The following is a 5635-nucleotide window of genomic DNA, read 5'->3' as shown; positions in this document are numbered from 1 at the left end:
GCATCGTACCGCTCGCGCCAGCTCTCCCGGCTCGCCCGACGAATGCGGGCGTCAGACGTGGACTCGAGGCAGACCAGCTCGATCGCGTCGGCGATCTGCGCGGGATCCGCGTCCGGAGGGAGCAGGGCGCCATTGTCGGCGTTCACGATCTCCGGCACGCCGCCGACGGCGGTGGCCACCACCGGCACCCCGAAACTCTGTGCCTCCATCATCGACACGGGAATCCCCTCGGACTCGCTCACGTTGACGAGAACGTCGACCGGCCGGGTCCGATAGTACTCGATCACCGCCGGGTTCGGGAGGTGTCCATGGATGGTCCATTCCACGTTGTCCGGAAGCCGCTCCCGCGCCTCCTGCTCGATGCGCGCGCGAAGGGGCCCGTCGCCGAGATGATCCCACTGGATGACCCGGTCCGGGTTGCGCGCGGCTAACACCGACAGGCCGCGCACCAGCAGCTCCACCCGCTTTACCGGCAACAGCCCCGAGCAGGAGAGCACGCGCCAGCGTCCATCGACGGATCCGGGGGTGGTCATGCCGGGATCGAGCACGCCCAGTCGGGACACCTCCACTCGGCCGGCATGTTCAGGATACTTCCACGCCAGATAGGAGCGGCCGTGCTCGGAGATGGTGAAGACGGCGTCCGCCCGCGCCACTATCTCGCGTTGTAACGGAAGGTAGGGAGGGGTGTGGCGCTCGGCGTAGAGGTCGTAGCCGTGGGCGCGGGTCACGAAGACGAGCCGCGTGCCCGATCGCTTCAGGCGCGCGAGGCCGAAGGCGGCCTGGCTCATCCAGTAGGTGTAGAAGAGGGCTGTCCGGGCGGGGTCCCGGCCGCGCAGTAAGCGCTCCTCGATCCAGCGGCCGGTGCTCCTCGCAAGCGCGACCTGCCCGGTCAGCCGGCGCAGGTAGCCGGTCCTCGCCAGCACGGTGGGACGACGTGTGACTTCTGCGCGAAACGCCGGATCGAGCACCATCGCCGCCACCTCGGCCGGGCGATGCGCGCGAGCGAGCCTCTCCGCCAGTCTGGACTCGACCTCGACCCCGGCGGGCACGGAGCGGTTTTCACCTTCAATCCGGGAGGGAAGCACAACCACCCGCTCCCACGCCGCGGCGAGGTAGCGGATTTCCGTCTCCAGGAAAGTCTCCGCCGTCCCGTAGGGATAGGTGTAGGTGAAGAGGAAGAGGGTCCCGGACATGCGCCCGCCCAAGGCTCAAGCCGCCACACCCGCAGCGCGCCCCCGCAGCCGGGCGCGAAGCGCGATGCCGCGGTTGGTGAGCCGGAATCCCGCCACGCGCGTGATCAGGCGCAGGAGGGAGACGGTGCGGGCGTAGGCGCTTCCTCGCGCGAGCGCCTCGGCGCTTCGCAACGCCGCCCTCGCCTCTTCCACCTCTCCAAGCTGCCCCAGCAGCCGCCCTGCGTGGGCCAGGTGACGGGCCAGGCTCTCGCGCATCCGCGGGGTAAGGCCGCATCCGGCCTCGATGGTGCGTGCGGCGGCTTCCACGGCCCGGCGGATACTGCGCAGATCACGCAGGCTGCGCGACCAGTTGTCTCCGATGCTCGGGCCGTGGCCTAGGCGGTAGTACGAGACTGCGTCTGGAACGAAACGAAGCTCCGGTGCGGCTGCCAGTATGCGGAGGGCGTACTCCCTATCCTGCCAGCAGCTCAGCTCTTCCAGCCAGGGGCCGGCCTCCACGCACAGCCCCCGACGATACAGCGGACCCATGATCGTCCAGACGGACTTGACACACACCGCCTCCAGAACAAGCTGCGGATCATCGGTCTCGAGTCCCGGGTAAGCCGCTCCGTCCGCGCCGACCAGCTCCGTCGGCCCATAGACGAGGTCTACCTCAGGATCTTCTACGAGTGCCGCGACGCCGAGCTCGATCTTTCGCGGCGACAACAGATCGTCGGAGTCGAGAAATTGAATGAACTCCCCCCTGGACTCGATCAGACCACGATTTCGTGCAGAGGGTGCGCCTTTGTTGATCTGCCGATGATAACGGACGCGCAGGCCATCCCCCGATACGAGTCCCGCTATCCATCGCTCCACGGCTTCGGGGGTATCGTCACTCGATCCGTCGTCGACAACGATCACTTCGATCGGGCGATACGTCTGTCGAGCCAGGGAATCGAGCGCTTCCAGGAGCAGGCCAGACCGGTTGTACGTAGGGATGATTACCGAGACGAGCCCCGGCTCGTGCGAGGGGGACATCCAGCTCTGCGCCGTCGACACCTTCAGCTCCTGCAGACTACTTCTCAACTCCATTCCAGCTTTCGCCTCCGATAGCGCCAGATCGCCCCGGTTGATTGAAGGAGGTCCAGCGCGCCGCTCGTCCACGCGGCGAGTGAAAATGACGGCCTACCGCTGCCAGGGCTCGCATAGCTAAGGATCGAAAGCCCGCGAGCGACATCGGGATCGTTCGCCATGACGTCCAGTCCGGGATAGATCGACAACCAGCGGCGCAAGACACCCTGCTCGCGGTCACGAGCCGAATCATCGAGCACGATCAGGGCACCGGGAGCCAGGGCCTCGAAGCAAGCGTGCAGCGCCCCATCCCTTCCCATGGCTCCATAAGGGGCATCGACAAACACCAGGTCGAATGGCCCTCTGCGGATGATCTCATCCCGCCGCGAGTAGCCGAAGTAAACACCTCTCCGGTCGATAGTGAGGCGAACTCTGGAGGCGACGAGCATCGAATCCACCCCCGGGACGGCCTGCACCTGCGCCCACGCCTCCTCACACCATTCCGGATGCTCTTCGACCGACGTCAACGACCCTCCACCGATTTCGCGGAGTGCAGCCGCGAACACCTGGGACGAAACGCCCGCTCCGAATTCGAGAATCCTCCTGCGGTTCCCGGCAACCACCAGGCGGGCCAGCACCTGCGCGGCGTCCGCGGACACCGCCCACGGGCTGGTAGAGGAAGTGATCAGCCGCTCGACCGGTTCAAACTGAGAGCCGAGCTTCAATTCGGCGGGGAGCGGACGTTGTGACAGACGTCGTTTACGATCTTCCTTCATCGCGCTATTCACACCCGCTCTTCGTCGTAGCCGAGGGCGCGGCTCGTCTCAGCTGTAATCGCCAGAAAGGCGCTTTCGTCCCATTCGTCGTCTTCTGGCGGAGCGCTCGTTCTCCTGTTGGGTTTCCGCTCGGCGACTTCGACCATCCTGTTCAGATCGGCTTCTCCGAAGTCACATCCGATGAATCGCGCCAGCTCCGCTAGCCTTTCGGGGCCGACCTCGTCGAGCCTGATCTCGAACTTGCGATCGTCCTCGACGGTCGCCAGATCCCGCAGAATGACTCGATTGATCTCCGTCCAGAGCCATGCGATCTTCTTCATACGGGTGTCGAGCTCCGCGGGAGGCTCGAGCCGGTGGTCGTGCCAGAAATTGCCGACCTGAACTCCGAACCGTCTCCGGACGAACGTCTTGAGGCGCTCGACAGCATCGAAATCGGGATACCAATGTGGTCGGGCCAACCCGCTTCTGGTGAAGCCTCGTGCATCACGGTGCAGGAACACGAACTTCGCGTCGAAAACCCTGGCCAGCTCTGGAATCAGATGAGAGCAGTAATGTGAGCTCTCCACATAGATCTCACCGGCTTTGCGAGCTTCATCGATCAACGACGAGCGTTTCAGGCGCAGTTGCTGAGCCGCTTCTTCGGAGCTCATCCTGCCCGCCCAGCGGAGATAGCCCTCCGTGACGAGGTGCGGCTCCGGCTCATGGAGAGACCGGACTCCCGGCAGCTCCGCAAGTGCCTTCGCCAGCATCATGGAGCCGGCACGGCCGGTGGAAACAATGAATGTTGGCTGCGAGATTCGTTCGCACGGCAAGGGAAGCTCGAAACTAATTTGCGGTTGTTCTGGAAAACCGTTGGCCGCGGTGTGAAACCGCTGAGACCAAACCGTGGATGCGCGTCAGAAGTGAATCCACAGCGGGGTGGCCGACGCGGCGGGCCTGATAGTACAAGCACGCCAGGCTTGTTCCGGCAAAGAGCAACCCTCCGCCCAGTAGCACAGCAAGCGACGGAACCGCGATCGCTCTCATCGCCATCACCAGGCCGTAAAAGGCTCCCGCGAGCAGCACCGGCGGTCCTGCGGAGGAGGCGAGCACCTGCACGAACTCACCGATTCGGACACCCGCTGACCGGTTCGCAAAAACGACCACCAGCAGCCACATCGACGTAATCGCACCGCCCACGACCCAACTCACCCCCATCAAACCTGCCCTGGGAATGATCCACCAGGAGCCACCCACCACAAGCGTTGCGTATACGAGCTGACTGAACAGCAGTCGGTAGGCCTGACCGCGGGCACGAACGAATGCAGCCGCAGTGTTGTAGCTCATCCGGAACATGCCGAAGAGCGCAAGGATCTGCAGCAGCGGAATGGCAGGCGCCCAAGGTTGACCGTAGATGATCAGGATCACTTCCGGGGCGAGCACGGACACCCCCAGCGAAATGGGCAGCGAGACCGCCACCGACAGGCCAAACGCCGTCAGATAGGCTCTGCGGAAGCGGTCTTGGTCGTGCTGAATACGCGCCGCGCTCGGAAATAGAACCTGGGAAAGGGCGGAGCCGATGAACGTCAGCGGCAGCGTCATCAGCGTGTAGGCCCGGGTGTACAGGCCCAGGCTCGCGGCGCTGGTGAGCCGGCCGACGACGAAGTAGTCGCCCTGGCGAGCGAAGTAGTTGACCACCGAGGTGAGCGACATGCCCGCGCTGAAGCCGGCAAGGTCTCGGATCGCCGCCCTGTCGACGAGGGGTCGAAGTGAGTGCCGCGCAGCACCATAGGTGAGCACAGTGGATAGCAGCGCCTGGGCGAGCGTTCCTCCGACCAGGCTCCAGTATCCGTAACCCAGCGCCGCCATCACGACCGCTACCCCGCCGTAGCCGAGAATGCTCGCGACCATCTGGATCAATACCGACTCCCGAAAAGCCAGACGTCGCGTCAGCAGGGCTCTTCCCGTAATCCCGAACCCGGAGAGCACAAAGGACAGGGAGAGGACCTGCAGCACAGGGGCTACGCGAGCATCCCGGAAGAAGGACGCGATCGCACCCGCAGATCCGTAGAGCACCAGGCAGGTGACGATCGCGAGCGAAGCCGAGATCGTCACACATACGCGAATGTGTCGCTCGGAGATCTCCTTGCGCTGGATGAGAGCGGGACCCAGACCGAGCTCGGTGAGGGTGGTCGCGAAGCCCGTGACGATCAGGGCGACACCGACGATCCCGAAGTCTTCGGGGGGAAGTAGCCGGGCGAGTACGATTCCGAGGCCGAATCTCGCAACGAAGCTGACCACGCTGGCAAACATCTGCCAGCTCAGCCCCGAGACCGTCTTTCCCCCGAGATCTGGTTGGTCCAGCTCGACCGTGCTCACCGCTGTTTCAGCTCGTCGTAGGAATGCCGGCCCACCGCCATTTCGGGAGAAAGCGGCTCCTCCTCCGAGAGATCGATGCAACGCAGCCTCCCTGCGTCCTCCCGATACCGGAGGCCCGACTCGGGGCAGACCATGATCCCCTCGGCGTCGGGGTTGCGCAGCCGGTGGCCGTGCCGGCTCATCCAGCCGTGCTGGCGGGCGGGGTTCCCCATCACCAGCGCGTAGTCGGGTACGTCCTTCACCACCACCGCCCCGGCG

Annotated in this window: 6 protein-coding genes; all 6 read right to left on the bottom strand. The window is 64.8% G+C overall.

Annotated features, from left to right (window positions below; translation table 11 throughout):
• Nucleotides 1-1193 (bottom strand): glycosyltransferase (locus VF167_02450; protein HEX6924257.1); only part of this gene is annotated, 1193 nt, incomplete at its 3' end.
• Between the two features lie 15 nt (nucleotides 1194-1208).
• Nucleotides 1209-2264: a glycosyltransferase gene (locus tag VF167_02445; protein ID HEX6924256.1), complete on the bottom strand. Its 1056-nt coding sequence runs from the start codon at nucleotides 2262-2264 to the stop codon at nucleotides 1209-1211.
• The gene (locus VF167_02440) at nucleotides 2255-3019 is read right to left on the bottom strand and encodes a class I SAM-dependent methyltransferase (GenBank protein ID HEX6924255.1); all 765 of its coding nucleotides are present in this window, start codon (nucleotides 3017-3019) and stop codon (nucleotides 2255-2257) included. Before VF167_02440 ends, VF167_02445 begins: the two co-directional genes overlap by 10 nt.
• A gap of 8 nt (nucleotides 3020-3027) precedes the next feature.
• Nucleotides 3028-3771: a hypothetical protein gene (locus VF167_02435; protein HEX6924254.1), complete on the bottom strand. Its 744-nt coding sequence runs from the start codon at nucleotides 3769-3771 to the stop codon at nucleotides 3028-3030.
• 73 nt (nucleotides 3772-3844) lie between these two features.
• Nucleotides 3845-5377, bottom strand: coding sequence for a lipopolysaccharide biosynthesis protein (locus VF167_02430; GenBank protein HEX6924253.1), 1533 nt, complete (start codon nucleotides 5375-5377; stop codon nucleotides 3845-3847).
• On the bottom strand, nucleotides 5374-5635 hold a 262-nt coding region (locus VF167_02425), incomplete at its 5' end, for a hypothetical protein (protein ID HEX6924252.1). The genes VF167_02430 and VF167_02425, both read right to left, overlap by 4 nt.

The organism is Longimicrobiaceae bacterium (assembly GCA_036375715.1).
Taxonomy (GTDB): Bacteria; Gemmatimonadota; Gemmatimonadetes; order Longimicrobiales; family Longimicrobiaceae; genus DASVBS01.
The sequence above is the reverse complement of the archived record's forward strand: the minus strand, read 5'-3'. Positions and strand labels throughout refer to the sequence as shown.

Bases quoted from the DNA above. Each gene is read 5' to 3' on its own strand.
- VF167_02445 (HEX6924256.1), bottom strand. From the start codon at position 2,264: ATGGAGTTGAGAAGTAGTCTGCAGGAGCTGAAGGTGTCGACGGCGCAG.
- VF167_02440 (HEX6924255.1), bottom strand. From the start codon at position 3,019: ATGAAGGAAGATCGTAAACGACGTCTGTCACAACGTCCGCTCCCCGCC.
- VF167_02435 (HEX6924254.1), bottom strand. From the start codon at position 3,771: ATGATGCTGGCGAAGGCACTTGCGGAGCTGCCGGGAGTCCGGTCTCTC.